Source organism: Pseudoalteromonas sp. SaAl2, assembly GCF_052947895.1.
Map to the genome: position 1 here is coordinate 3,083,519 of NZ_CM129605.1, position 24,619 is coordinate 3,108,137.

Below are 24,619 nucleotides of genomic sequence, written 5' to 3' on the forward strand. Positions count from 1 at the left end.
TGATTATAGTCAAGTATTAGTCTTAATGTGCTGATTATCTCACTTTAAACCAATCATCTGTAAATTAATTTACTCTTTATCTGAAATTAAGCCACTGAATCCCATAATGATTCGTGTAAATTTTGGGTGTTACTCCATTGCTTCTCTGCCAGCCAGTTTACCAACGGCTTAGGATCACTGGGAAAATTTATCTGCATGTGATCTTTGCTAGTAATCCACTCATCAAGTGCACATGGGTTTAAATAACTCATCACATGTGCTGCTTTCATGGCTAATAACGTTTGTGCATTAGCATCCTGCTCAAATTGACCTGACAATGGTTTGAGTAATAATTTTTTACCGAGCTTTAGCGCTTCACTGGAAAGCTCAAACCCCGCATTGGCTATTACGCCGCTGGCATTGGCTAAGTCATTCAAAAAACCACTACGTGAAGGTGCTCTTAAATGAATGTGCCCGTGAGAATTATTTTTTGCATCAGGGTGGTAACAATAAAACTCTTTTGCCGGAAAGTCCTTTAAGTAATCGATGACACTAGTCAGCTCTTCAAATGGTAAATAAACCAGTACCTTATTATCAACACTAACTGGGTTATCATGATGGTGTTTGGCAATAAACGGTGGGATAATATTGTCTGCAAACGGTTGCCAATGAACGCCTAAATAAACATCCGCAGGTGCATAACAACGAATTAATGAACGGCGAAATAAACCATGACCAAACATAGGCACTTTAGGTGATAAAAAAGCGGCTTGGTGGCTCATTCCAATAACCGGCACACCTTGGCGCTTTGCTGCCCACGCGGTGATGGGCTCGAAGTCATTAAATACAAAATCGTAACTGGATACATCCAGCTGCTTAATATCATTTAGCAATTTGCACACTCGCGCATTCTTTACTGTGCGTAAACTACTGACTTGACCATTTTGGGTTGAAAACGATAATCCGCGAAAACTACGGTAATCTGAAAATTCGCCCATATCAAAATAGTCTTGCTGCGCGCGCCCTGAAAAAACATAATCAACTTCTACGCCCATCTGGCTAAACGCATTTGCCATTACTCGTGCACGAGTTATATGTCCGTTTCCTGTGCCTTGAATACCGTACAGTATTCTCATAGATAACCCACCAATAAAATAGCCATTACACCACAACTTGAACCCATTAAAGCCCCAAGCACGACATCAGCAGGGAAGTGAACCCCTAGCACCACACGAGAAGCAGCTACACCGCTGGCCCATGCAAACCATAACCAGAATAATTCTGGAAAATATTGCGCCAGTATAATGGCGACTAAAAAAGCGCCCGCACTATGCCCTGATGGCAAACTAAACTTATCGCTAGGCACTATATATGCGCCTTTTACTAAACAATCACATGGGCGAACTCGCGCGAAGGTTTTTTTTGCAACATAATAAATTGGTCTTTCAATCAAAAAGCCAAGTAACAAGGTGATCGATAGCAGTTGTAACTCTTGCTCACTGCCTAACCAGCCAAACCCCAAAGCTATCATGACGTATAAGCCACCATTACCGCTTTTTGAAAACCCTAACGCTGAATTTTTTATCCATACGGGTGAGTTTCCATTAAATAGCTTAAGGAACAAATCTTCATCTAACTGTGCAACCTTTTTTAGTATATTGTTCTGACTCATGGTTGGGTCCTTTTTCACGCAAACTATGTACACAATTTCAGCATAGGCGCTCTAAATAACAATTGGGTGACGCTTTTAAGACACTAATGTTGCTTTTACCTACTTACGCCCTTTTTTGCATAAAAAGAGCACAATTAACTATCATTAAGTCGTTGTTATTGCGTTTAAGAGGGGTATACTGAAGACTAGCTCTTATATCTTTTAGAAGGATAGAAAAATGGATTACAGCACCTCAGATTTATGCGATCACTTTGCCGACGTGGTCGATGTGCTCGAACCTATGTTTATTAACTTTGGTGGCCGTCACAGTTTTGGTGGCCGTATCAAAACCGTTAAATGTTTTGAAAATAATGAACTGATCAGAGAGATCCTTAGCGAAGATGGTGATGAGTGTGTTTTACTCATTGATGGCGGTGGTTCAACTCGTCGTGCACTGATTGATATTGAGCTAGCTGAATTAGCCATAGAAAATAATTGGCAAGGCATTGTTGTTTACGGTGCAGTACGCCATGTAGACGAACTTGAAGAACTCGACTTTGGCATTCAAGCGATCGCATCTATTCCTGTTGCGGCAGATAGCCAAGGTGCTGGTGAAGATGGTATTGGGGTTAATTTTGCCGGTGTTTCATTTTTTTGATGATGATTACATCTACGCAGACAGCACGGGGATCGTGTTATCAGCTGAAGAGCTAGAATTGGAAATTGTTGAAGAATAAATGTCCGAATACCTACATATTTACGATGAAGCGACTGTTAAACCTTGGTGTAGCAGTCGTTTAAATGAAAAAAAAAGCATGGCAGTCTATTGCTTTATTAGACACCCAAGTAAACCCACTACAGGCCATGCAAGATGCTGCGCAGTTTGGTATTAAATACGTTTTACTTGGCATCTGTGAAGACATTGGCCCCAGAGCAAACCTTGGTAATGGCGGAGCAAGCGATGGCTGGCACGCGTTTATTAAGCGCTTTTTGAATCAGTCAAATAATCAATTTTTAGCAAACGAAAAAGTATTATTGCTTGGTGAGGTTGATGTTGCAGATATAACCGCAGCCGCAGCTGATTTAGATATTCAGAACCCAGAGCAACTTAATCAATTACGTGATTATTGCGGCCAATTAGATACCCGTGTTGAGCACGTTTTAAATTTAATTTTTAGCGCCGGCCTTGAGCCAATAATAATAGGTGGCGGCCATAACAATTGCTTAGGTATTATTCGTGCTTTAAGCAAACATAAAAAGCAGCCTATCAACGCTATTAATTTTGACCCTCATGCCGATTTTCGTGACTGTGAAGGTCGTCATTCTGGCAATGGCTTTCGTTATGCATACAATGAGCAGCACCTGCATGATTATCATGTGATTGGATTGCACGAACTAAAGAATAATCAAGCGATTATTGACGCATTAGCTGAGGCTAATTTTGGTTATGATAGCTACCAATCACTGCAAGTAAGACGTGAAAAATCACTTACAGAAGCATGCCTGCAAGCGCTTGATAAATTAAGTCATGCGCCTTTAGGTGTCGAGGTTGATTTAGACAGTATTTCATTAATGCCAGTAAGCGCATACACCAATTGCGGATTTAGCGTCAGTGATGCAGAGCATTTTGTATATTTAGCCGCAACGCAAGCTAATAGCCAATATTTACACCTTTGTGAAGCAGCGCCGAACCAACACCCTAGTGGTTTACATGCGGGGTTAAATGATGCAGGGCAAATCATCACCGCACTGGTTAATGCATACCTGCAAGCTAAAGAAAACTAAGCCGTCGCGTAATTTAGCTGTGCTCGATTTGCCATTGCTTTAACCAAGAAATCATACCGACGCTACTCAATGGGTGGCTAAAATAATAACCTTGGGCTGCGAACGCATTGAGGTTATTAACAAAGCTTAACTGCTCTTTAGTTTCAACTCCCTCACAAATAACTTTACTATTTTGTTGATTATGCATTTCAACCATGCCAGCGATTAAGCTTCTTATATGTCCTTGCTGGCTAAAGTCTGCGGTAAGCGAAGGCGATACTTTTACATACTCAACAGCTAAGTTAGGTAACTTAGCCAACCACACAGGGCTATCGCCTAAGCCGTCGACACACATTTTAACCCCTTTACTATTAAGCCTTGCAACCATTGCTTTGCCTTGCTCATCTAAATTCATAAAGACCTCAAGAGGGCACTCTATGATTAAATCTCCTGGTAATAAATGATGTTCTAAAAAAACCTGATCAATAAATGCAATAAACTCCTCATTAAGCATTTCTGGGCCAAATATATTTATACTTAATGGCATTTTTATGCCTTCCATTCGCAATGCCATTACCAACTCAGCCGCTCTTTCGATAACAAATTCAGCTAAAGGATACCCCAACCCTGCAATACGAATATCTTCGATAAATCGGCTGGCAGATAAAATACCCTGCTTAGGATGTTGCCAACGCAGCAGCAACTCCAAAAACTCGATATCTTCATCATGATTACGAATAACGGGCTGAAAATACAACTCCAACTCGCTAGAAAAGTTAATATTTGCTAGCTCTTTTAACCTAGCTTGTTGCTCTAGTTGCTCAACCATCATTTGTTGATGAAAAGCTACGACTTGTTTATTAGGTTGGCTATCAAGTGCTAAATACCCGTACGAAATCAAGCTATCAAAACCACTTTCTTGTTCATCACAATTTACATAGCTCGCCCGTGCAGTTACTTCGACGGTGCAATTGGCCACATTGAAGGGTTTTAGGGTTGCCCCTAATATTTGACTAATAAGCTGTTCGTGAAGGTGCTTATAGGTATCTAAGCAACATATAAATGCAAAGTTTAATCCACCTAAATGCGCTAATTTTTGCTGTGCTGATATATTAATAACGTCTTCAATAGCTAATAACTGTTTTGCTCTACTTGCCGATTGCGCCAATAGTAAATCACCGAAATCTCGGCCGATGTGCTGGTTTACAGCAGCAAAACCTTCTAAGCGAATAATAACGAGTGCGCCATCATGTTCGCCTCCATGGCGCCAGTCATAATAAGCCTGTTTTAATTTAGCACGATTTGGTAGTTCAGATAGCGGCGATGAAATTAACGGCTCGTCTCGGCTAACTTCATCTTGGCTATTGGTTAAGTCATGTTCATCTTCGAAAAAATAACCTGAACTTGCTAATACCAGCGTTGCAAGTACCACCCAATGATTTGGAATAGCTAACAGTAAGTGGGCAGCAAAACAAATTGTAAAAACTAGCGCAGCACCAAAGCTAATGCTCAGCATAGTCCAGTTGTTTTGTTTAAACGTTTGCCACAAATGTAAGGCAATCATCAAAGCGAGTAATAGTTCAAGATAGGCGTAATGAAAGCTCAATAATGCTAATGCAACAAAGGCATTGGCTATATAACTTAAGCGTAGTAATGGGTGCCTTACAACACATAAGGCACATATCATTGACATCAATATCGCCCCACTTAGAAAAACGGGGATTTGTGTGTTAGTTAAAAAAGAGCTTCCTGCTATTTGTATAAGTCCAGTAGTTGTTAATAGCGCAAGTAAAGTCATCAAATAAGTACAGCATAAAAATAGACTAGTTAAGTCTACCTAATATCCACAGATTTAACAGTTTATTTACACCTAATTGATAGCTTAATTGCGCTGGGTGTGAGATCTGCCAGTGTGCGATGTCTGCTCTCAGACCCACTTTGAGCACACCTCGGTCAGTTAAACCCAGTGCCTTAGCTGCATTTCGAGTTACACCAGCTAAGGTTTCTGTGGGAGTTAACCTAAATAATGTGCATCCCATATTCATCATTAATTGCAAAGAGCACAATGGCGATGTTCCCGGATTAAAGTCTGTCGATATCGCAATGGGCACATTATACTGCTTTAATAAATCTATTGGTGGTTGTTTAGTTTCGCGTAAAAAGTAAAACGCGCCAGGTAGTAGCACTGCAACCGTGCCAGCAGCAGCCATCGCTTTCACACCAGACTCATCTAAGTACTCTATATGATCAGCTGAAAGCCCTTTAAACTCAGCCACCAGCTCTGCACCCTGCTGATTTGATAATTGCTCGGCATGGCATTTGACGGGTAAGTTATGTTTTTTAGCTGCAGCGAATACACGACGGGTTTGCTCGTTGCTAAAACCGACATTTTCGCAAAATACATCAACCGCATCGGCTAAATTGGTAGAAACAACTTGCTCTAGCATGTCATTACAAACCAAATCTATGTATTCATCACTACGACCTTTGTACTCCGGTGGTAATGCATGTGCGCCTAAAAATGTGGTCTTTACGTCAACAGGGTGGTTTTCTCCCAGCAGTCGAGCAACTTCGAGTATTTTTACTTCATTTTCGCAGTCAAGTCCGTAGCCCGATTTAATCTCAACCGTAGTCACACCTTCAGCATAAAGCGCATTTAGTCTGTCTTTGGCCAGTACAAATAGCGCTTCGTGATCGGCTTCACGTGTGGCGCGCACAGTACTGGCAATCCCACCCCCTTGAGCGGCTATTTGCTCATAGCTAACGCCTTGTAGGCGCTGTTCAAACTCTTCGGCCCGAGAACCCGCAAATACTAAATGGGTGTGACAATCAATTAGACCTGGCGTTAACCACTGCCCTTTTGCTGAAAGCATCGGCGTAGCAAAAGCATCAAATTTTGGTAACTCACTTTGCTTTCCAAGCCACGCTATATGGCCATCTTTAATTGCTAAGGCCGCATTTTCAATAGCACCATATGCAGAGTCGATACTGCTATCCATGGTGGCAATATTGGCGTCGGTTATTAATAAATCCCACTCACAAGGTAAACTGTCTATCGTTGAATTACTCATCACGGCCCTTAAAAAGTTTTTTTATTAGTTTAACAACCCATCTTGTATATACAAGCTTATTATGCCATCTTATAAATAATATAAAATTAATACACAGTGTAATTTAAACTAATGACGACTCCTAAGTTCGCACAAATTAAGCAATTCATTGTTGATAATATTCGTAGTGGCGCTTGGCTTGAAAACCAACGTGTTCCTTCTGAAAATGAATTGACCGAGCAATTTAGCGTCAGCCGAATGACTGCCCGCCGCGCTTTAAGTGAATTAACCGAAGCCGGTATTTTAACGCGCAGCCAAGGGCTTGGTACGTTTGTAGCAAGCTTTAAGTCGCAATCGTCATTACTTGAAATTAAAAATATAGCTGATGAAGTAAAAGCCCGAAATGGTAATTACAGCTGTACGGTATTGGTATTAGAATCAATTAACGCACTCGCCCCTATTGCAATTGCATTAGGAGTTGAAGTCAATAGCGTGGTTTATCGCAGTGTTTTAGTGCACAACGAAAATGAATTACCACTGCAAGTAGAAGAGCGGTTTGTAAACCCAGCGCTTGCGAGTAGCTACCTACAGCAAGATTTTACAGCCCTGACACCACACGAATATTTATCCAGCGTGGCACCATTAACCGAAGCGCGCCATACCGTTGAAGCGGTAATGCCTAACAGCGAAATGTGCCAATGGTTAAACCTCTACCATGAAGAGCCATGCTTACAGGTTATACGTCGAACATGGTCATCAGCGGGCATTGTGAGTTTTGCGCGCCTAGTATCGCCTGGTAGTAAATACCGTTTAGGTGGTCACTTGACGTTTAAAAACAACAAAAAATAATTAAAGATCATAAAGATGCGCTTAACTGCGTATTTTTTGTAACTAACAAGCTTGTATATACAACAGGAGCACACTATGAATAACAGACTCGATGAATCGCGTGTGATACGCGCACCGCACGGTGATAAAATCAGTGCTAAAAGCTGGCTTACAGAAGCGGCTAAACGTATGTTAATGAATAACCTCGACCCTGAGGTTGCAGAGCATCCACATGCATTAGTTGTCTATGGCGGCATCGGCCGCGCAGCACGCAACTGGCCTTGCTTTGATAAAATTATCGAAACCCTAGATAGGCTCGAAGATGATGAAACATTACTTGTCCAATCGGGTAAACCTGTTGGTGTATTTAAAACACATAGCAACGCACCGCGAGTACTCATTGCAAACTCAAACCTAGTACCGCACTGGGCAAATTGGGAACATTTTAATGAGCTCGATAAACTAGGCCTAATGATGTACGGGCAGATGACGGCAGGCTCTTGGATTTATATTGGCTCACAAGGCATAGTACAAGGCACTTACGAAACCTTTGTAGCTATGGCAAAACAGCACTTTGCAGGCGATGCTAAAGGTAAATGGGTATTAACCGGTGGCCTAGGCGGTATGGGCGGCGCACAACCACTTGCTGCAACTATGGCTGGTTTTAGTGCTTTAGTCGTTGAGTGTGATGAAAGTCGTATCGATTTTCGCATTAAGACTCGCTATGTTGATGTTAAAGCGACAGACCTAGATCATGCTTTAACCCTGATTAACGAGGCCTGTGCTCAAGGCGAAGCACTTTCGGTGGGTTTATTAGGGAATGCCGCCGATATCTTTAGTGAGTTAGTTGAGCGTAATATCACCCCTGATGTCGTAACCGACCAAACGTCTGCTCATGATCCGCTAAATGGTTATTTACCACAAGGCTGGACGATGGAGCAGGCAGCAAAAATGCGTGAGCAAGACGCGGCAGCTGTTGTAAAAGCGGCTAAGCAGTCTATGGCTGTACAAGTGAAAGCAATGCTCGCATTGCAACAAGCAGGTGCAGCGGCAACTGACTATGGTAATAATATTCGTCAAATGGCGTTTGAAGAAGGCGTAGAGAGTGCGTTTGATTTTCCAGGCTTTGTACCCGCGTATATCCGCCCACTCTTTTGTGAAGGTATTGGTCCATTCCGCTGGGTAGCGCTTTCTGGTGATCCTGAAGATATTTATAAAACCGATGCTAAGGTCAAAGAGCTTATTCCTGATGACAAGCACTTACACAATTGGTTAGATATGGCCCGCGAACGAATTCAGTTCCAAGGCTTACCTGCACGCATATGCTGGGTTGGCTTAAAAGACCGCGCGCGTCTAGCATTAGCATTTAATGAAATGGTTAAAAACGGCGAGTTAAAAGCCCCCGTTGTGATTGGTCGTGATCACTTAGATTCTGGCTCTGTTGCTAGTCCTAATCGCGAAACTGAAGCCATGAAGGATGGCTCTGACGCTGTATCTGATTGGCCATTACTTAATGCATTATTAAACACCGCTGGCGGTGCTACTTGGGTGTCGTTACATCACGGTGGTGGCGTAGGCATGGGCTTTAGCCAGCACTCAGGTGTAGTTATTGTTGCTGATGGTACTGATGAAGCAGCAGAGCGTGTAGGACGAGTACTTTGGAATGACCCTGCCACAGGCGTAATGCGCCACGCGGATGCTGGATACGATATCGCTGTTAATTGCGCCAATGAACAAGGTCTAGACCTGCCAATGCTAAATAAGGATTAATCATGTTTGAATATACACTCACACCCGGACAACTTGATTTAGCAACTTTGCGCCAAATAAATCAATCGCCAGTAACATTAACACTCGCCAAAGACAGCGACATCAAAATTGCTGCCAGTGCGCAAACAGTGCAAGACGTAATTGATCAGCAGCGTACAGTTTATGGCATAAATACTGGTTTTGGTTTATTAGCAAATACAAAAATTGCCGAACACGAACTTGAGCTATTACAACGCTCAATTGTACTCTCTCACGCCGCTGGTATTGGTGAGTATATGGATGACAGTACAGTTCGCTTGATGATGGTGTTAAAAATCAACTCATTATCACGTGGTTTTTCAGGCATTCGCTTAAAAGTCATTGAGTTTTTTATCCAGCTACTAGCTGCACAAGTCTACCCTTGCGTACCAAAAAAAGGCTCTGTTGGCGCCTCGGGTGATTTAGCGCCGCTATCACACATGTGTCTACCTCTTTTAGGTGAAGGCGAAATGCGTCACCAAGGACAAGTGATTAAAGCCAGTGAAGGTCTAAAAATTGCGGGTCTTGAGCCACTCACTTTAGCGGCAAAAGAAGGGCTGGCCCTTTTAAATGGCACCCAAGCGTCGACCGCATTTGCCTTACAAGGCTTATTCCGTACTGAAAACTTGTACGCGCAAAGTTGCGCAATTGGCTCAATGAGCATTGAAGCTGCAATGGGTAGCCGCTCCCCTTTTGATGCTCGTATTCATGAGGTGCGTGGTCAACGTGGGCAAATTGATTCAGCGGCAGTATTTCGTGACATACTTGGCAAACAATCACAAATCAGTGAAGCTCATGTTGATTGTGAAAAAGTACAAGACCCCTATTGCCTGCGTTGTCAGCCACAAGTGCTTGGCGCTTGCTTAACCCAAATTCGTCAAGCTGCTGAGGTACTGTTGTGTGAGTCTAACGGTGTTACTGATAACCCGTTAGTATTTGCTGATGTTGGCGATATTATCTCTGGCGGTAACTTTCATGCAGAGCCTGTTGCAATGGCTGCGGATAATCTAGCCCTAGCAATAGCTGAAATCGGCGCACTGGCTGAGCGACGTATTGCATTACTAATTGACTCAAACCTGTCAAAGCTCCCGCCTTTTTTAGTTGAAAATGGCGGTGTTAACTCTGGCTTTATGATTGCACAAGTAACAGCAGCGGCATTGGCCTCTGAAAATAAATCACTCGCACACCCAGCATCGGTAGATAGCTTACCGACCTCAGCAAATCAAGAAGACCATGTATCAATGGCCACATTTGCTGCTCGTCGTTTAAACGAAATGGCCGATAACACCCAAGGTGTGCTCGCCGTTGAATGGTTAGCATCAGCACAAGGCCTTGATTTTAGATCACCACTTAAAGCATCAGCTAAAGTTGAACAAGCAAAAGCAACCTTACGTGATAAAGTGAGCTACTATGATAAAGACCGTTATTTTGGTCCTGATATCGAAGCTGCAAATACGTTATTAGCGCAAGGTAATCTATGCAGCCTACTATCTAATGGTGTACTGCCTTCATTTTAAATATCAAACTGATAATTAAAGCCAAGTGATTCAATCGCCGAGCCATTAATAATGCGCTCGGCTTTTACATCACTGGTAAATGTAGGTGCTGGTGTACCGTATTGCGCACATTTTTGTTTATAGTAATCAGCTTTACTTGGGTGTGCAGGGTTAACTACATTATAAATAGGTGCTGCTGTTTGCCAGTGTTCGAGCACTGTAACAATTGCATTTATTACATCTTGCTGATGCACCATATTCACAACTTGTTGACTAGAACTGTTTAATTGCTTACCAGCAACAAACCGTCCTGGCTCTCGACCAGGGCCGACTAATCCAGCAAGGCGCAACACTTTACCACCTGCTTTTAGTACACTTTGCTCGGCATTGATTAACCTTTTTTGACGCTCATCTGAAGCCGTAATATTGCTTGTTTCATCATACGTTTTTGCGCTGGGATCGTACACGCCAGTGGATGAACACAATAAAAAACCCTGTGCATTCATCGCTTTTGCTAATTTTAAACTATGCTCTAATGTCGCTTGATAGTTACTATCATGTTGTCGGCTACGTGGTGGCATAGCACATACCCACCAAGCATTCTCTAAATCCAGCTGATGAATTAACTGCTCATTTTGCAACACAAACTGCCGTAAAAAATCATCTTGGAGCTCTGCACTTCGATGTGTGCCTTGAACTTGCCAGTTCTGTTGTAGCCTATTCAGGCATAACGCCCCACCTAACCAACCTGCCCCTAAAACGACTAATTTTCGCTCGAATATACCCATAAAGTAACAAGACCCTTACGATTTTATAAAAAATGCTGCATTTGCCTTACCCCATAATATGGCGATTAAGACTAAGATATGATTATATATAGATGCCTACTCTACTAAATAATAAGAATGTGTGCACTCATGCTTAAAAATCTATCATTGCGAAAAAAAATATTACTATTAATTGGAGGAACAATTAGTGTTTTACTAATTATTGCTTCAACCTATTTTGTGAATCACATCGCCTCGCTATCACGCCAAGGGGTTGAGCGCGAAGCTCATAGCTATTTACAAAGCGAACAACTTTCAATGCAAGGCTATTTTGCTAAATACGGTAAGTTAGTTAGTACCTTTGTCACTAATCCGCATTTAGTTAATTGGTTTGATGCCTGGGATCAACGTGATCAACCGCTCGAAGGTGCACCTGGTTATGACGAAGTTGATCAAGACTTTATCCGCATCAGCAGCAATGACGAAAATGTTCTATCTGCATTTTTTGCATCAGCAAGAACCGGCGAATACTTTAAAGAGCATGAACGAACCACTCACTATAATGGCCAACCTTATTATGCCTATAAACGTGGCTGGTGGCAGGACGCTCTAAAACTCAACCGTCTTTATGTTGGCCCTATTTCAGTGGATTTGACCACAGGCAATGCCTCAGCGGTAGTACAGCAACCAGTATATAACCAACAACGTGAGCTTATCGGCTTTGGTGGTGTTGATTTACAGCTCAACAAAATCAATAAAATGGTTGAAGACATTCGCTTTAACGGACAAGGTTACGGTTTTTTACTCGACGGCGATCAAAAGGTCGTGCACCTATCTAACCGCACCAATCACAAATTATCGGTTACTGACGAAGGCCCAAATGGTAAAGAAGGACTCGAGCAATTAGAAAAGCAGTTTAGCGATACCAGTGGTTTTAGCCAATTAAATCGTGAAATGAAGAGCAACACACATGGTGATGCTAGCGTAATTCTGCAAGGACAAGAGTATTTTGTGGTTTATGATCGCTTGCAGTTAGAAGAGCCCTACCTAAACTGGTATGTAGGTATATTAGTACCTCGTTCAATGATTGATGAGCCAGTGAATCAAGCGGTCACCACGACCACGACTTCTGTTGTTATTATTCTCTTGATCATTATTGCAATGATCATGTGGGCAACTCATATGATAGCCCAGCCAATCACCACACTGACTCACATTATGCGCGATATAGCCTCTGGCGATGGTGACCTAACACAAAAGATCACTATTGATAGTAAAGATGAAGTGGGTCAATTAGCTCATCACATGAATACCTTTATTGATAAACTTCGCGCCATGATGTTAGACACAGCAGCACAAGCTGAGCAACTGACCAATGCAGCTGCGCAGTTAAAGTCGGTATCGCAGAAAACCAATGACGAAATCCAGCAAGAGAAGCAGCAAGTTGATAGTGTGAGCGCTGCGGTTACTGAAATGGCCACTACAGTAATGGAGATTTCACGTAATGCACAGCACACCAACAGCGCCGCAGAAGAAGTACAAAACATAACTGCCGATGGTGCTACTCGCTCGCAAAACGCACAAAGTGTGATGACAGCACTGGCCGAGCATATTGGTGAGGCGTCTAAGGTGGTTGCAGGCTTAGAGCAAGAAAGTGGCAATATTGGTGCTGTTGTTGATGTAATCAATTCAATTGCAGATCAAACAAACCTACTTGCACTTAATGCCGCAATAGAAGCAGCACGAGCCGGTGAACAAGGTCGTGGCTTTGCCGTGGTAGCCGATGAAGTACGCTCACTTGCTAGTCGTACCCAAGAATCTACCGATGATATCCGTAATATGATCTCACGTTTACAACAAATTGCCCAACAAGCGTCAACGATGATGCAACAGGGACAAGAGCGTGCGCAAGGCTCAGTTACGCAAACTCAAGAGGTACTCGACGCACTGAAGAATATTGCTGAATCAGTGACAAAAGTACAAGATCAGAGCCATCAAATAGCAACGTCTACTGAGCAGCAAACTGTGGTCGCTGAAGATATAAATAGTAGTTTATCGGCTATTAACCATTTAGTGAACAGTACCGCTGACCATGCTTTAGAGCTTGCCGATGAAGCACGGGATTTAAATGAGCTTGCCAGCTCACTAAATAGTACAGTCAATCAATTTAAGCTTTAACGCTTATAAAAATAAAAAGAGTGCCTTGTGCACTCTTTTTTGTTGTAGATCAATAACGCTTTGTTGCAACTTTTTATAATGACGCAAACTTTATATAAAGGTGCGCGTGATGATTAATTTACCCGAGTGGGATCAAAGCTTAATAAACAAATACAATGTATCGGGGCCGCGGTATACCTCTTACCCGACAGCTTTATCCTTTAATGAAGGCTACCAACAGAATGACCTTATTGATGCAGTAAAATCATCATCAACTAACAGCCTCTCTTTATATATTCACATTCCGTTTTGTAGTCAACTTTGCTATTACTGCGGCTGTAACAAAGTCATTACTCGCCATCAGTCAAAGGCCGATCTTTATCTGGATTACTTAGAAAAAGAGATCATTGCACAGTCACATCTGTTTAATCATTATCAAGTTGAGCAACTGCATTTAGGGGGTGGTACACCCACTTTTTTAACTGCAGCTCAAATGGCACGCCTGATTGGCATACTTGAACTGCATTTTCAATTTAGTCCAGATGCAGAGCGCGGCATTGAAATTGATCCACGATCGCTTGCTGATGGTATGCTTAATCATTTACGCTTTTTAGGCTTTAACCGGGTGTCATTCGGTATTCAAGATTTTAACGACGAGGTACAACTTGCTGTTAATCGTCCTCAGTGCGCAGATGCAGTAAAAAGCTTGATCAGTGAAGCTCACGAACTTGGCTTCAACTCAATCAATGCAGATATGATTTATGGTTTGCCTTTGCAAACACCACAGAGTTTTAAAGAAACCATAGAGCAGCTTATTGCTCTAAGCCCAGATCGTGTCTCTGTATTTAATTATGCACACTTACCTGAGCGCTTTGCCGCACAACGTAAGATCAAAGATGCTGACCTACCTAGCGCCCACGACAAACTCACCATGTTCAAAAACACCCTTGAGCAAATGACTGAAGCGGGTTATCAGTTTATCGGTATGGATCACTTTGCAAAAGCCAATAATGAACTGGCTGTGGCACAAAATGAGCAACAGTTACACCGTAACTTTCAAGGTTATACCACCCACGGTAACTGCGACTTATTAGGCTTAGGTGTATCGTCAATCTCACAAATTGGCACATCTATTTTGCAAAACCAAAAAGAGTTAAAACACTACTACCATGCAATCGACAACAATGTGGGTAGTGCTATTTGTAAAGGCATGAAATTAAACCTAGATGATGTGATTCGTGCTGATGTAATCAAGCAATTAATTTGTCACTTTGAGCTTGATATGCAACACGTAGCCACTAAGTTCCAGTTAGATTTTCAGCGCTACTTTGCTGATTCGTTAACTGCGTTAGCACCACTGCAGGCTGACGGCTTAGTGAAAATAGAAAATGACATTATTCGTGTGACAGCACGAGGGAATTTATTTATTCGTATAATCTGCATGTGCTTTGACGCCCACCTACAAAAGCAAATAAACGCAACACGATTTTCTCGGGTAATATAACAGGCAATAAAAAAGCAGGCTAGGCCTGCTTTTTCTAATTGAATACTACATTTTCACTGCCGGGAGCAGCTTGAAATTCTGCAATAATTTTTTTGCAGTCTGCTTTTATTTGCTCTGCATGCTCTTCTTCCGCACGCCAACGAGCTGTATCTTGCTTAAAAATCTCTTTCTTCGAGTATTTTTTACGGGCTTCGTGGGTTGGCATTTCTTTTACCACTTCGTACATAGCAAAAATACCCGGATAACGGAGTGTTAAGTCACTTTCATCAGCAAAACTATATTGCGACATCAGCACCCATATTCGTAAGCTTCCCTCAGAAAACTCACATTGCTCTTGCTCCATGGCGCGAGCAATTAAATGAATGCTATCAGCAAGCTTAACATTACGCTCTAAGCGCGACTTAGCAAGCTTCTGTTGTTGCTTAGCTTGCTCCTTAGCGATTAGTTTATTTTGCGCTCTGAGCTTGTACAGCAGCTGCCCTGCATAGAATGCAAGACCAGCGATGATCACAGCGCCCACACACAGAGCTAAGATCATCATCGTCATTATTTATTATCCTCGTCGTCATCTAGCCACTCGTTGGCTAAATCATTCGACAAGTATTGATCAAAGTCGCTGCTACCTTGCTTTTCATATTCTTCGTCATCAAAGTCATCTTCTGGCTCATCTTCAATACCTAAGATCTCACACAGCACTTGGTGACGATCTATGCGGGTATTAAAGTACTTAGCATCTTTACCAGTTAACATTTCACCTTGCTCATGACGCTCAACTAACTTTAATAAACGCTCATCGTTCTCTAACGCTTCAAGTTCTTGCTCTGGTGTGAGCTCAGGCTCAGTCACTTTTTTCAGCTCAACCTGAGGTTTTAGGTTACGTTTTAATTCAACCACTGGCTCAGGTGCTTTAGCAACTAAAGACACAGGCTTCTTACTACCAACACGCTTATCTTTATTTTGCGAGTTGTTATTTTTAGTTTCCGGCTGCAGTGCATCTACAGCATTACGAGAGCCTGGTTTTGCACCTTTGTGCTTTTTAACACGTTGCTCTTTTAAAGCACGCATTTCCTGAAGCTTATCTTTACTTAAACGAACAGGGCCGTTAGACGGTATTTTACGTGATTTTTTCTTTCTACTCATATCTTGATCATCTCACTTAAGAGGTTTTGAACAACACACATTATGGCGTTGCAGTGCTGGCCTTGCCAGAAGAATTCGGTTTGTGCGGAAATGAGGTTGGGTTACTCGACTACTAGCGCACTATTTCGCTCGCTATTGTAACAGGACAAATAAAAAGGCGGTAGAGAAAACATCTCTACCGCCTACTAATCTGAGCGCCATAAATCTGGACACTTCTCCCTTCGACTTTTTAGTCTTTATTATTTTTATTATTATTGCTGTTCCATTTTGTTATTGTTTTTATCTTCCGTGTACCATTCCATTTTTTTATTATTATCAAACTTCCATGAGTTTTTATTATTTTCGGTCTTCAATGACACTTTTTTAGTATTTCCTTTGCAGCATCAACTGATGCCAATCCCAATACGCCGCTAACTACGATCCATATAGCTGTATCCATTTTGTTTTATTGTTTTTGCGACAGGGGTTAATTTACGCATTAATAATTTTGTTACAACTAATTTATATTATTTTTCTTAAAAAACATAAGTTGAAACAATTGAAAAATATCAAATAACAATAACTTAGCTATTTAATCAAAATAAAAATAAGATTTAACTTACACTTCACCATAGTCAATGTCTTACAAAGGAAAGGGTAAAAACGGTAAATTGCAGACACAAAAAAAGCAGCGTACGCTGCTTTTTATACCATTTAACAGTTTAGGATTAGCTAATCAGCTAATCTATACGACTTTAGTGTAAACCACCTAGATATTTAGATAGTACTTCAATATCTTTGTCTGTTAATTTCTTCGCTACATCTTGCATCATGCCGTTTAAGTCATTATTACGGCCACCATCGCGGAACTTTTCTAGTTGCGATTTGATATACCCTGGATGTTGGAAAGAAATCTTCGGGAACTTAGCTAAAGACGAACCATTACCACGAGGGCCATGACACGATGCACATGATGGAATACCACGCTCTGCATCACCGGCTTTAAATAACATCGCACCGACTTCTGCAACATCTTTAGGTGTCGCACCCTCAGACATATTAAGAGATGCAAAATAAGCAGCTAAGTCTTTCATATCCTGATCGTTAAGCGGCATAGCCATGCCACTCATCACTGGATCCATACGACCTTCTTTGCCCCCAGAAGTCATACCTAGTTTAAATTCTGTAAGCTGTTTATAAATATAATCTGCATGTTGACCTGCAATCTTTGGGTAGATATTAACCGGCGCATTACCGTCTGGGCCGTGACAAGCCGCACACGTTGCTGATTTTTCTTTACCTGCGTTTACATCGCCATCAAATGCTGTTGCGTTGCTTGCTGACAACGCACCAAGCAATATAGTTAAAGATAGTGCTATTTTTTTCATGGTGAATTCTCTGTTTCCGACCCTGTATCATCTACAATATGGATGTTGCGATTTATATATTCTACACGATAATAAATTCTCTGGCACGTTTTCTACTCATATTAAACTTATAAATTATAGGGTTTTGACCTAGATTAAGCTTTGTTCATATGGTTTTAGTTAATTTAAGGTGCTTTAGTTACCTTAAATACGCTTTTTAATGTGTTGGTAATAGTATAAAATACGCGCCCTGAGTAAACATGGTTTACTCTTTATTCATTATTATTGTACTTAGGAAAGCCCGTGCTTAAATCTCGTATCAAATACAACACTGCGTCGTTCGTTACCAGCGCTCCAGATATCACTAAATTACCTGATGATACGGGAATTGAAGTTGCATTTGCTGGTCGTTCTAATGCTGGTAAATCAAGTGCGCTAAATGCACTTACTGATCAAAAACTTGCCCGTACAAGTAAAACGCCTGGGCGAACACAGCTTATCAATACCTTTGAATTAGCAAACGTTGATAATATGCGTTTAATAGATTTACCAGGTTACGGCTTCGCTAAAGTGCCTATCGAAATGAAGAAGAAATGGCAAAAGTCGCTCGGTGAATATCTACAAAAACGTCAAAGCTTAAAAGGCATTGTAGTGTTAATGGATATTCGCCATCCATTAAAAGATTTAGATTTAGACTTAATTAATTGGGCAATTGGCAGTGAAATCCCTGTTTTAGCACTATTAACTAAGGCCGATAAGCTCAAGCAAGGTGCACGCAAAGCACAAGTACTTCAAGTTCGTCGTGAGTTAAGCAATTTGGAAGGTGATATTACCGTTCATGCGTTTTCATCACTTAAAGGGACGGGTTTACCAGAGCTGGCAAAAAAACTTGATGAGTGGTACTTAGGGCCAATCGTTGCAGTACCGCCTACAGAGAAAACGCCTGAATCAGACGCTTAATAGCTGTTATAAATAAAACCGCTGCGTTGCAGACTGAACAAAATAGCCTTGCTCATCAGCTTGAGCTATTTGTTCAGCCCACTGATAAAACACATTTCGCGCAACTCTGGCGCTACAACCATGAGGTAATTGTAAGTAAGGTATTGCTGTTCCTTGATAGTCTTGCATATACAAAAACTGCTTTTTCGTCACTAACCACACCCGATCAATATTATCAATACAACAAAGTACATCGCCTTGTGCTGTTTTCTCATAACGCCAACTAACTATAATAAATGGTGCGTCCGCAACGGTGATCGCTATTTTCTCAGCTGGTGTTTTTAAATAAAAACGTCCTTGCTCATTACACAACACAGAAGCAAACAACTTAACCATAGCAATACGAGATATTTCACTACCTTGATAATGCCAATTGCCGTTGCTATCAATAACAATTGGCAACGTACCGCACTCGGTAGGTTGCCACTGTTCGAACGGTTTACTTGGCTGTGACAAACTAGCCGCTAGCTCAGCAACCGATAACATTACTTATCTTTGCTCAATGTCAGTGAATAACTAACAGGCACAGCCGTAGCGATAGCTGATAATCCAGCTAGTTTTTGTAATTGCGCAATACCACCTGTCACGGCAAAATCAGCTGCATTAATAATAATAGGCGATACAGATGACACGGTTACGTCACCTTCTGGCGACATATTAGCAAGTACATCTGTTGTTATCTCTTTTGTTTCACCATGAAAAGATAGCTGTGCCTTTATACCTTTTAAAATATGCTGGCCTGGAATAATAGTCGTTAAGTGTTTGCTTAAATCTGCAGTTAACGTAGCCGCTGGAAACTTAACCGTTTCAAATAGTAACTTAGTCATTCGTTCATTGCGGATAGGGATCATTGTTTCAACAGATGACAAGTCAATATCGACTTTAAACATACCCTGCTCAGTTAGACTCCCTGACAGCGCCTTAAAATGATGCACTTCAGCAACACTGTTATTTTTAATCGACACAAAGCTCACCTTGCTTTGATCATTATTTAACTGCCAATCAGCAAACGCTACATTGCTTGCTAATAAACTTGCTAACGAAAAACCTAAAACAGCGATTGATTTAATCACGACGCGATCCTTTCAAAATGAAAATGAGATTCAATGGTATCACCTCAACTGTGAAGTGCAATAAATAGAAGTAGGCTCAAGCTAGGTTGTTTTTTAAGGTAACAGAAGAAAAAACGGCCCAACAAATAAATGCAGGGCCGGTATAGCAAACTGGGGAGAAGCTATCAATAAGTTGCACCCTTTCGAGTGCATCATCAACAGGATGTCCTACAGGATGAGGACGGCGCGGACTTTACCAAAATCAGCCCTAAAAATAAATTAAAAATCCTCTATTTTGGTTCGATTTAATGAACAAATAACGCTTGAACACATTTTACTCGATAAATTTACCTTTTAGTTACAATAAAAGCGCCATAGGCGCTCTTATTATAACTTGATGTAATAACCTAAGCTTTAGCTTGTTAGTGTGCTTGCTCCCAATTATCACCGGTGTCGGCTTCAACAATCAGCGGTACATCTAATTGAGCAGCCTGTGACATTAACTGGCAAATTTCTGTTGTATATTGCTTGGCACAATCAGCTTTGATCTCAAAGACTAATTCATCGTGTACTTGCATCAGTAATTTAACGGTATCAGGCGCTTGCTCAGCGACCCATTTATGCACTGTAAGCATAGCTTTTTTGATAATGTCTGCTGCAGTACCTTGCATAGGCGCATTGATAGCCGCACGTTCAGCACCTTTACGGCGAGCACCATTTCGTGCGTTGATCTCAGGTAAATGTAAACGTCGCCCAAAAATAGTTTCAACGAAACCGTTTTCTGCAGCTTTTTCGCGAGTTGATTCCATGTAGTCTAAAACACCAGGGAAACGCTCAAAGTACTTATCAATATAGTGTTGTGCCTCATGACGTGGCACATCAAGTTGACGCGCTAAACCAAATGCCGACATACCATAAATCAAGCCAAAGTTAACGGCTTTAGCCTTACGGCGCATATCGGTGGTTACGTCTTCTAACTCGACTCCAAATACTTCGGCGGCAGTAGCGCTGTGTACATCTAGACCATTAGCAAAGGCATTTAGCAAGCCTTTATCTTGCGATAAGTGCGCCATAATACGTAGCTCAATTTGGCTGTAATCGGCAGCGACAATTTTATAACCATCGGCTGCGACAAAGGCTTCACGAATGCGACGCCCTTCTTCTGAACGAATCGGGATATTCTGTAAGTTGGGATCGGTTGAACTTAAGCGTCCTGTTGCAGTGACCGCTTGGTGATATGAAGTATGCACACGATTAGTTTGCTCATTAACCATTAATGGTAGCTTATCGGTGTAAGTAGATTTAAGTTTTGATAGTCCGCGATGTTCAATAATTACTTTTGGTAGCGGGTAATCATGAGCAAGCTCTTGCAGCACTTCTTCTGCAGTTGACGGTGCGCCTTTTGGCGTTTTTTTAATAATTGGTAGCTCAAGTTTTTCAAATAACAATACTTGCAACTGCTTGGGCGAGCTTAAATTGAATGGTTCACCGGCAATCTCAAAAGCTTGTTTTTCCAGTTCAAGTAGACGCTCACCTAAACGTTGGCTGTGCGCAGCCAGCATTTTACTGTCAATCGCAACACCGGTGCGTTCAATATCAGATATAACACTGATCAGCGGTAGTTCTATTTCTTCAAATACTGATTTTAACTTTTCATCAGCTTCAATTTTTGGCCATAACACTTGGTGTAAACGCAGTGTAATATCGGCATCTTCCGCTGCATATGGCGCAGCTTTATCAAGTTCAATTTGGTTAAAGGTCAATTGCTTTTTGCCTTTACCGGCAATCTCTTCAAAGCTAATATTCTTATGGCCTAAATATTTAAGTGCCAATGAATCCATATCATGGCGAGTCCCCACACTATTAAAGACATACGACTCAAGCATAGTGTCAAACTTAATACCCTTTAGCTCAAAACCCGCATTAGCTAATATGCTTTTATCATATTTAAGATTTTGTCCGACTTTGGCTTTCTTTTCATCAGCCAAAATAGGACCAATCTTAGCCATTACCGTATCTAAGCTTAATTGCTCAGGGGCACCCGGATAATCATGAGCCACAGGTAAATATACGGCTTCACCCGCCTTTACAGCAAAGCTCATGCCAACCAATTGCGCTTGCATGTAATCTAGGCTGGTTGTTTCTGTATCAAAGGCAAATAATTGGGCTGCGTTTAATTGCTCAACTAGCGTGTCGAGTTGCTGCTCAGTTAAAATTGTTTCATAGTGTGCGTCGTCAACTTTAGGTAACTCATTGGCTTCACTAGGTACTGCCAAATGCGTATCAGCATCTTTAGAGCTATCTAATAATTCAGCTAACCAACGCCGGAATTCACATTCACCATATAATGCAATTAACTCATCTTTATTTGGCTCTTGTAATTTAAATGTATCAAGATCCGACTCAACTTCAACATCACATTTTATAGTTGCCAATTCATAACTCAATGGTAAATGATCAATTGCGGCCGCTAGCTTTTCACCAATCTTACCTTTGATTTCACTGGCGTGATCTAGCACACCTTGTAATGATCCGTATTTTTGCAGCCACTTAACCGCAGTTTTTGGACCACAACCGTCTACGCCTGGGATATTGTCTACTTTATCACCCATTAAGGCTAAGTAGTCGATAATAAGCTCTGGGCCAACACCAAACTTTTCAACCACAGTGACCGGATCTGAAATGCTATCGGTCATGGTATTGATCAAAGTAACATGCTCGTTTACTAGCTGAGCCATGTCTTTATCACCTGTCGATACTAATACATGACGCTTTTGCTCTGTAGCGATACGTGCGAAAGTCCCAATTACATCATCAGCTTCAACACCTTCAATACTGATCAGCGGGAATCCCATCGCTTTAATAATACTGTGTAATGGCGCTATTTGCGTACGCAGATCATCCGGCATAGGGGGACGATTAGCTTTATATTCGCTATACATATCATTTCTGAATGTTTTACCCTTGGCATCAAATACCACTACCATATGAGATGGATCATATTGTTTGATCAAGCTCTTCAGCATGTTTACCACACCATAAATGGCACCTGTCGCCTCGCCCTTAGAGTTAGTTAAATGTGGTGGCGAATGGTACGCACGAAATAAGTATGAAGAGCCATCAACTAAGATAAGTGGATTTTCGGGGATCTGAGCCATGATGTAATTGGATCCTAAATGAGATAAAACGAAATAATTATAAGCATGCCACAAGGACACGCATAAAACGACTTGAATTAGGTTATGTTTAAGGCTTTAAATAATAGCAAGCTGTGGATAACTTTGTAGATAACAAACACAGTCAATTCTTCCAAAGTAGCAAAAAGCACTTAGAAAAATTATAACCAGTTGATTTATATAAAAAGATAATACGGCGTTCTTTTTTATTTTTTTTAGGCCAATGTGGAAAAGCAATTTTGTTTTATTTACTTCCCTTGTACTTGTCTAATATATGGCCTTTTCGTGTAACCTAGCAAACGGTTATTTTTTACCCTTCTAAATAACCGGACGAGCATTCTACCATAATGGATCAAAGATCATAGTGATCCTTTATAATTTTTTCCTCTTTAGTGACTTTAAAAAAAGCATATACCGCGATTTCACTTTGCTACATTGACGTTTCCAGAATAAATTTATTTTTATAATTCGCTTATCTCTATTTAACCCTGCTGCATGCTAGACTAATCATATCAACTTCAAGGAGATCTTCATTATGAAAAAAATTGCTGTAATTTTAGCTGGTTGTGGTGTTTATGATGGTGCAGAAATAAACGAAGCAGTACTTACATTACTCCATATAGCCAAAGCCGATGCGAGCTACCAATGTTTTGCCCCAGATACAGAGCAACTACATACTATTAATCATCTAAATGGTGAACAAATGACACCAAATCGTAATGTATTAGTTGAAGCCTCTCGCATCGCCCGTGGCGATATAAAACCAGTAACCGAGCTCAATGCAGATAACTTTGATGCACTGATCGTTCCTGGCGGCTTTGGTGCAGCAAAAAACTTGTGTAATTTTGCAATTAAGGGCGCTGAGGCACAAATGAATACTGAGGTAATGCAGGCTTGCAAACAGTTTGCTGACATGGCTAAACCCGCAGGTTATATATGCATTGCACCAGCAATGATCCCATTGATCTATCAACCAGGTGTAAAAGCCACCATTGGTAATGATACTGACACGGCATCGGTAATTAATGCCTTAGGTGCTGAACATATTAACTGCACGGTGGAAGATATTGTTATTGACGAACAGCATAAAGTCGTTACTACGCCTGCATACATGCTAGCGCAATCTATTCTAGATGCCGATGCAGGAATTGAAAAGCTAGTCAAAGCGGTCATTAAAATGTGTTAATCAATTAGCGGTTAATGAGTGAATTTTATAACGACATTTTTTGCGCTAACGCAAAAAATGTCGTTTTTTCAAAATAAAAACAGCTCACAGCGTTTTATAAATTGTGGCTAAGCGTTATAATCGTTCTAAATTCCGTCATCTATCGTGATTGATCACGTTCAAATCGAAGTGAGCAAGGCAAAATGAAAAAACTATCAGCAGCATTATTATTGCTAGCAACCACCGCATACGCACAGCCATATGATAACTCTATGACTGAAGATGCGATCAAAAAACGTATCGCACCAATCGGTGCCGTTTACTTTGAAGGCGATAAAGCAGCAGTTGCTGAAGTGCCAACAGGTCCTCGTTCTGGTGAACAAGTCTATCAAGCTGCATGTTTTGCATGCCATGGCACAGGTGCACTAGGCGCGCCAAAATCAGCTGAGGATTGGGCGCCTCGTTTAGCTAAGGGTGCTGAGACTCTATTAAATCATGCAATTAACGGCTTTAATGCAATGCCACCTAAAGGCACTTGTATGGATTGTTCTGATGATGAATTACAAGCTGCTATTGATTTCATGTCTAAAAAGTAATACTTAATTATTTAGTTAAAATTAAAAAGGTTGGTATTTACCAGCCTTTTTTGTTAGATGAACTATAAATTTTAATATTTTATAGTGAATTATTATTATCTTCTTCTAATACTATTATCTACTTGACGATTAACCTAAAAAATGAAAATATGAGTGTAATA

General features: G+C 41.1%; 19 protein-coding genes and 2 pseudogenes. 10 read left to right on the forward strand and 11 right to left on the reverse strand.

Features of this window, described 5'->3' with window-relative positions:
* Nucleotides 1-86 precede the first annotated feature (86 nt).
* Both ACU8V8_RS14570 and ACU8V8_RS14575 read right to left on the reverse strand, forming a co-directional pair.
* The gene (locus ACU8V8_RS14570; protein WP_446887971.1) at nucleotides 87-1,115 is read right to left on the reverse strand and encodes an MJ1255/VC2487 family glycosyltransferase; all 1,029 of its coding nucleotides are present in this window, start codon (nucleotides 1,113-1,115) and stop codon (nucleotides 87-89) included.
* Nucleotides 1,112-1,651, reverse strand: coding sequence for a phosphatase PAP2 family protein (locus ACU8V8_RS14575; protein WP_421961142.1), 540 nt, complete (start codon nucleotides 1,649-1,651; stop codon nucleotides 1,112-1,114). Before ACU8V8_RS14575 ends, ACU8V8_RS14570 begins: the two co-directional genes overlap by 4 nt.
* Before the next feature lie 217 nt (nucleotides 1,652-1,868).
* On the opposite strand from ACU8V8_RS14575, the pseudogene rraA reads away from it, so the two are divergent.
* Nucleotides 1,869-2,367, forward strand: a pseudogene (rraA, locus tag ACU8V8_RS14580) (ribonuclease E activity regulator RraA).
* Nucleotides 2,368-3,415, forward strand: a pseudogene (locus ACU8V8_RS14585) (formimidoylglutamase).
* Nucleotides 3,416-3,428: 13 nt separating this feature from the next.
* Here the strand turns inward: ACU8V8_RS14585 and ACU8V8_RS14590 are convergent.
* Nucleotides 3,429-5,087 (reverse strand): EAL domain-containing protein, encoded by a 1,659-nt coding sequence (locus ACU8V8_RS14590; RefSeq protein ID WP_446887972.1) that lies wholly within the window; start codon nucleotides 5,085-5,087, stop codon nucleotides 3,429-3,431.
* Between the two features lie 130 nt (nucleotides 5,088-5,217).
* Complete coding sequence (gene hutI, locus ACU8V8_RS14595; protein ID WP_446887973.1) at nucleotides 5,218-6,465, reverse strand: imidazolonepropionase; 1,248 nt, start codon at nucleotides 6,463-6,465, stop codon at nucleotides 5,218-5,220.
* A 111-nt stretch (nucleotides 6,466-6,576) separates the two neighbouring features.
* On the opposite strand from hutI, the gene hutC reads away from it, so the two are divergent.
* From hutC to hutH, 3 genes are all read left to right on the forward strand, one after another.
* A complete protein-coding gene (gene hutC, locus ACU8V8_RS14600) occupies nucleotides 6,577-7,293 on the forward strand; it encodes a histidine utilization repressor (RefSeq protein ID WP_446887974.1) in 717 nt (238 codons plus the stop codon).
* Nucleotides 7,294-7,368: 75 nt separating this feature from the next.
* On the forward strand, nucleotides 7,369-9,042 hold the full coding sequence (gene hutU, locus ACU8V8_RS14605) for a urocanate hydratase (protein ID WP_446887975.1): 1,674 nt from the start codon (nucleotides 7,369-7,371) through the stop codon (nucleotides 9,040-9,042).
* Between the two features lie 2 nt (nucleotides 9,043-9,044).
* A complete protein-coding gene (hutH, locus tag ACU8V8_RS14610) occupies nucleotides 9,045-10,577 on the forward strand; it encodes a histidine ammonia-lyase (protein WP_446887976.1) in 1,533 nt (510 codons plus the stop codon).
* Here the strand turns inward: hutH and ACU8V8_RS14615 are convergent.
* Complete coding sequence (locus tag ACU8V8_RS14615; protein WP_446887977.1) at nucleotides 10,574-11,344, reverse strand: NAD-dependent epimerase/dehydratase family protein; 771 nt, start codon at nucleotides 11,342-11,344, stop codon at nucleotides 10,574-10,576. The two genes, hutH and ACU8V8_RS14615, sit on opposite strands and share 4 nt — an antisense overlap.
* A gap of 129 nt (nucleotides 11,345-11,473) precedes the next feature.
* Here ACU8V8_RS14615 and ACU8V8_RS14620 point away from each other — a divergent pair, with 129 nt between their 5' ends.
* Both ACU8V8_RS14620 and hemN read left to right on the forward strand, forming a co-directional pair.
* Entirely contained in the window at nucleotides 11,474-13,501 is a 2,028-nt protein-coding gene (locus ACU8V8_RS14620) for a methyl-accepting chemotaxis protein (RefSeq protein WP_446887978.1), read from the forward strand.
* Nucleotides 13,502-13,610: 109 nt separating this feature from the next.
* On the forward strand, nucleotides 13,611-14,984 hold the full coding sequence (hemN, locus tag ACU8V8_RS14625; protein WP_446887979.1) for an oxygen-independent coproporphyrinogen III oxidase: 1,374 nt from the start codon (nucleotides 13,611-13,613) through the stop codon (nucleotides 14,982-14,984).
* Between the two features lie 34 nt (nucleotides 14,985-15,018).
* On the opposite strand, the gene ACU8V8_RS14630 is transcribed toward hemN, so the two are convergent.
* From ACU8V8_RS14630 to ACU8V8_RS14640, 3 genes are all read right to left on the reverse strand, one after another.
* Nucleotides 15,019-15,534 carry a DUF2489 domain-containing protein gene (locus ACU8V8_RS14630; RefSeq protein ID WP_446889652.1) on the reverse strand — a complete coding sequence of 172 codons (516 nt, stop codon included), beginning with the start codon at nucleotides 15,532-15,534 and terminating at the stop codon, nucleotides 15,019-15,021.
* Complete coding sequence (gene yihI, locus ACU8V8_RS14635) at nucleotides 15,531-16,124, reverse strand: Der GTPase-activating protein YihI (protein WP_446887980.1); 594 nt, start codon at nucleotides 16,122-16,124, stop codon at nucleotides 15,531-15,533. Before yihI ends, ACU8V8_RS14630 begins: the two co-directional genes overlap by 4 nt.
* 734 nt (nucleotides 16,125-16,858) lie before the next feature.
* On the reverse strand, nucleotides 16,859-17,491 hold the full coding sequence (locus tag ACU8V8_RS14640; protein ID WP_087532671.1) for a c-type cytochrome: 633 nt from the start codon (nucleotides 17,489-17,491) through the stop codon (nucleotides 16,859-16,861).
* Nucleotides 17,492-17,773: 282 nt separating this feature from the next.
* On the opposite strand from ACU8V8_RS14640, the gene yihA reads away from it, so the two are divergent.
* Nucleotides 17,774-18,430, forward strand: a complete 657-nt coding sequence (gene yihA, locus ACU8V8_RS14645) for a ribosome biogenesis GTP-binding protein YihA/YsxC (RefSeq protein WP_446887981.1) — start codon at nucleotides 17,774-17,776, stop codon at nucleotides 18,428-18,430.
* 6 nt (nucleotides 18,431-18,436) lie between these two features.
* Here the strand turns inward: yihA and ACU8V8_RS14650 are convergent, their stop codons facing one another.
* The 3 genes from ACU8V8_RS14650 to polA form a co-directional block, all read right to left on the reverse strand.
* Nucleotides 18,437-18,955, reverse strand: coding sequence for a DUF1285 domain-containing protein (locus ACU8V8_RS14650; RefSeq protein WP_446887982.1), 519 nt, complete (start codon nucleotides 18,953-18,955; stop codon nucleotides 18,437-18,439).
* On the reverse strand, nucleotides 18,955-19,542 hold the full coding sequence (locus tag ACU8V8_RS14655) for a YceI family protein (RefSeq protein ID WP_446887983.1): 588 nt from the start codon (nucleotides 19,540-19,542) through the stop codon (nucleotides 18,955-18,957). Before ACU8V8_RS14655 ends, ACU8V8_RS14650 begins: the two co-directional genes overlap by 1 nt.
* 401 nt (nucleotides 19,543-19,943) lie before the next feature.
* Complete coding sequence (polA, locus tag ACU8V8_RS14660) at nucleotides 19,944-22,679, reverse strand: DNA polymerase I (RefSeq protein ID WP_446887984.1); 2,736 nt, start codon at nucleotides 22,677-22,679, stop codon at nucleotides 19,944-19,946.
* 553 nt (nucleotides 22,680-23,232) lie between these two features.
* Here polA and elbB point away from each other — a divergent pair.
* Both elbB and ACU8V8_RS14670 read left to right on the forward strand, forming a co-directional pair.
* Nucleotides 23,233-23,883 carry an isoprenoid biosynthesis glyoxalase ElbB gene (gene elbB / locus ACU8V8_RS14665; RefSeq protein ID WP_446887985.1) on the forward strand — a complete coding sequence of 217 codons (651 nt, stop codon included), beginning with the start codon at nucleotides 23,233-23,235 and terminating at the stop codon, nucleotides 23,881-23,883.
* A gap of 182 nt (nucleotides 23,884-24,065) precedes the next feature.
* Nucleotides 24,066-24,458, forward strand: a complete 393-nt coding sequence (locus ACU8V8_RS14670; RefSeq protein WP_087532677.1) for a c-type cytochrome — start codon at nucleotides 24,066-24,068, stop codon at nucleotides 24,456-24,458.
* The last annotated feature ends 161 nt before the right edge of the window (nucleotides 24,459-24,619 follow it).